General features: G+C 66.0%; 4 protein-coding genes. 3 read left to right on the plus strand and 1 reads right to left on the minus strand.

The genetic code is table 11. The annotated features are described in order from the left end of the window. From DYI24_RS23410 to pyrG, 3 genes are all read left to right on the plus strand, one after another. Positions 1-392: triose-phosphate isomerase (locus DYI24_RS23410; RefSeq protein ID WP_164574034.1), on the plus strand; the 392-nt coding region annotated here is incomplete at its 5' end. A gap of 175 nt (positions 393-567) precedes the next feature. After that, on the plus strand, positions 568-972 hold the full coding sequence (gene secG, locus DYI24_RS23415; protein WP_107344789.1) for a preprotein translocase subunit SecG: 405 nt from the start codon (positions 568-570) through the stop codon (positions 970-972). Positions 973-1,139: 167 nt separating this feature from the next. Next, positions 1,140-2,771 carry a CTP synthase gene (gene pyrG / locus DYI24_RS23420; RefSeq protein WP_107344788.1) on the plus strand — a complete coding sequence of 544 codons (1,632 nt, stop codon included), beginning with the start codon at positions 1,140-1,142 and terminating at the stop codon, positions 2,769-2,771. 194 nt (positions 2,772-2,965) lie between these two features. Here the strand turns inward: pyrG and DYI24_RS23425 are convergent. Continuing rightward, positions 2,966-3,494: CHAT domain-containing protein (locus DYI24_RS23425; RefSeq protein ID WP_164574035.1), on the minus strand; the 529-nt coding region annotated here is incomplete at its 5' end.

Below are 3,494 nucleotides of genomic sequence, written 5' to 3' on the forward strand. Positions count from 1 at the left end.
CCGGGCTGGGGGCGATCGTCTGCGTCGGCGAGACTCAGGGCGAGCGCGACGCCGGCCACACCCTCGACGTGGTCGCCGGCATGCTGGCCGGCTCGCTGCCGGACGGCGCGACCGCGGCGAATCTGGTGGTGGCCTATGAGCCGGTCTGGGCGATCGGCACCGGCCGTACCCCGACGGCGGCCGATGTCGAGGAAGTTCATGGCTTTATCCGCAAGACTTTGAGCGATCGGTTCGGTGCGGCCGGCGAGACCATGCGGATCCTGTATGGCGGCTCGGTGAAGCCCTCGAACGCCCGCGAATTGCTGGCGGTGCCGCATGTCAACGGCGCGCTGATCGGCGGCGCCAGCCTGAAGGCGTCCGATTTCCTTGCGATTGCGGCGGGCTGCCCCTAACTAACCCGCGCCAAGCGGTATTCCTGCGGCGTTTCCGGCGCGGCGCGGGGGTGACAAATCCCCGCGCGATCGTGTAGACACCGCGCGACTTCATTTATCCCGCAAGCCTGTCGAGCAGCCGCCCGCCGGCGCCTATCGGCCATTCGGCGGCGTTGGCTTGCGATGGAAGGGTACGATGCAGACTGTCATTATCGTCATTCACCTGATGTTCGTGCTGGGCCTGATCGGCGTGGTGCTTCTGCAGAAGTCCGAAGGCGGTGGCCTGGGCGTCGGCGGTGGTGGCGGTTTCATGTCGAGTCGCGGCACCGCCAACCTGCTGACCCGCACCACCGCGATTCTCGCGGCCGGGTTCTTCGCCACCAGCCTGCTGCTCACCTGGCTGGCGAGCTACAACCGTAAGCCGACGACGATCCTGCCGACCGCCGCGCCGATTCAGCAGCAGGCCCCGGGACAGCCGGCGCCGCCGCTGTCGCAGGGCGGTGGTCTGCTCGACACGCTGAAGCAGACCGATCAGCAGCAGAACCAGCAGCCGGCGGCACCGGCCGCGCCTGCGGCACCGACCCCGCCGCAGTCGCAGTAAGCATTGCCGATATGCGCTGACGGGGCCTCGCATCTGGTCTGAGGCCCCTTTAGCAATCGTCTGAAATAGCTGAGTTTTCAGCGTCACCCACAGGCATTCGTCAAACTGCCCGAGGGGTTGCGAATCGCTTTGGCGAATCGGACCGGCGGCATTAAAGGTAAAGTCCCATGGCGCGGTATATCTTCATCACCGGCGGCGTGGTCTCCTCGCTCGGCAAGGGTCTGGCATCAGCGGCACTCGGTGCGCTGCTGCAGGCGCGTGGCTACAAAGTCCGCCTTCGCAAGCTCGATCCCTATCTCAACCTCGATCCCGGAACGATGTCGCCGTATCAGCACGGCGAAGTGTTCGTGACCGACGACGGCGCCGAGACCGACCTCGATCTCGGCCACTATGAACGCTTCACCGGGCGGCCTGCGACCAAGCAGGACAACATCACCACCGGCCGGATCTACCAGGACATCCTGACCAAGGAACGCCGCGGCGACTATCTCGGCGCCACCATCCAGGTGGTCCCGCACGTCACCAACGCGATCAAGGAATTCATCGTCAGCGACAATGACGGCTACGACTTCGTGCTGGTCGAGATCGGCGGCACCGTCGGCGACATCGAGGGCCTGCCGTTCTTCGAAGCGATCCGCCAGATCAAGAATGATCTGCCGCGCGGCGACGTGATCTACATCCACCTGACGCTGCTGCCCTACATCCCGAGCGCCGGCGAACTGAAGACCAAGCCGACCCAGCATTCGGTCAAGGAGCTGCGCTCGATCGGCATCCAGCCGGACATCCTGCTGTGCCGCACCGACCGCGAGATTCCCAAGGAAGAGCGGCGCAAGCTCGGTCTGTTCTGCAACGTCCGGGAAAGCGCGGTGATCGAGGCGCGCGACGTCGACAACATCTACGCGGTACCCGAGGCGTATCACGCTGCCGGGCTCGACGATGAAGTGCTGGCGGCGTTTGCGATCGCCGCCAAAGAGCCGCCGCAGCTGGCGCGCTGGCACGAGATCAACGAGCGGATCCGCAATCCCGAGGGCGCGGTGACGATCGCGATCGTCGGCAAGTACACCGGGATGAAGGACGCCTATAAGTCGCTGATCGAGGCGCTCAGCCACGGCGGCATCGCCAACAAGGTCCAGGTCAAGCTCGACTGGATCGAGAGCGAGGTGTTCGAGAACGAAGACCCGGCGCCGTTCCTCGAGCACGTCAACGGCATCCTGGTGCCCGGCGGCTTCGGCCAGCGTGGCGCCGAGGGCAAGATCGAAGCGGCGCGGTTCGCGCGCGAGCGCAACGTGCCGTATTTCGGCATCTGCTTCGGCATGCAGATGGCGGTGATCGAAGCGGCGCGGAATCTCGCCGGCATCGAACAGGCCAACTCGACCGAATTCGGCCCGACGCCGGAGCCGCTGGTCGGCCTGATGACCGAATGGGTGCGCGGCAACGAGCTGGAGAAGCGTAACCAGGCTGGCGATCTCGGCGGCACGATGCGGCTCGGCGCCTATCCGGCGTCGCTCAAGCGCGGCAGCCGGGTGTCGCAGGTTTATGGCGGCGCCACTGAGATCTCCGAGCGCCATCGCCACCGCTACGAGGTCAACACCGCCTATAAGGACCGGCTCGAACAGCACGGCCTGAAGTTCTCCGGCATGTCGCCGGACGGCGTGCTGCCGGAGATCGTCGAATACGAGGATCACCCCTGGTTCATCGGCGTCCAGTTCCACCCCGAACTGAAGTCGCGCCCGTTCGACCCGCACCCGCTGTTCGCCTCGTTCGTCCAAGCGGCGCTGGTGCAGAGCCGGCTGGTGTAGCAAGGGGCCGTGCGGTCGCGTCGCGGCGACGATCGCGCTTTAACGATACGATCGTCGTTTGCGTCGTCATGGCCGGGCTTGTCCCGGCCATCCACGCCTTTCTCGTTTGGTCTGCCGCAAAGACGTGGATGCCCGCGACGAGCCCGGGCATGACGGTGGGGATGCATGACTAATAGCCCGTGGCCTCATCAATTCTAGTTCTCGAACAGCACGAAGGCTGCCCAGACCGATGGATCTTCGGCGGCTTTGATCTTGCCGTGGATCGCCTCGATGCGGACTTGGCGTAGCGCCGAGGCGTAGTCGAGATTGTCGTCGGCGAGCACTTGGTACAGCCGCGCCATGAAATTCGCGGTGCCTTCGTCGCTCACTTCCCACAACGTCAGCAGCGAGCGCCGGGCGCCGGCGATGGCGAGCGCGGTCGGCAGGCCGCGGACGCTGCCGATCCGGCTCGGATCGCCGAGCGCGGTCTGGCAGGCCGACAGCACGACGAGGTCGGCGGCTGACAAATTCCAGTCCATCAGTTCGCGGGCGTAGATCACGCCGTCGTCGCCGTCGCGTCGCGGCGGGCGGTCGAGCAGGGGACGGGCGGTGACGAGGCCGCTGCGCCACAGCGCGTCGGTGCGATCGGTCGCCGCCTTGTAGAAGCCGTGGGTTGCGAGATGCAGCAGCGCGGCGCCTTCGGCCTTGCTGCGGATCGCGGTCTCGCCGGCATCACCGGTCATC

Origin of the sequence: Rhodopseudomonas sp. BR0C11 (assembly GCF_010820945.1) — a bacterium.
GTDB lineage: Bacteria > Pseudomonadota > Alphaproteobacteria > Rhizobiales > Xanthobacteraceae > Rhodopseudomonas > Rhodopseudomonas palustris_H.

What these genes read in the sequence shown, in the direction of transcription:
- pyrG (WP_107344788.1), top strand. Translation starts at nt 1,140, where the DNA reads ATGGCGCGGTATATCTTCATCACCGGCGGCGTGGTCTCCTCGCTCGGC.
- secG (WP_107344789.1), top strand. Translation starts at nt 568, where the DNA reads ATGCAGACTGTCATTATCGTCATTCACCTGATGTTCGTGCTGGGCCTG.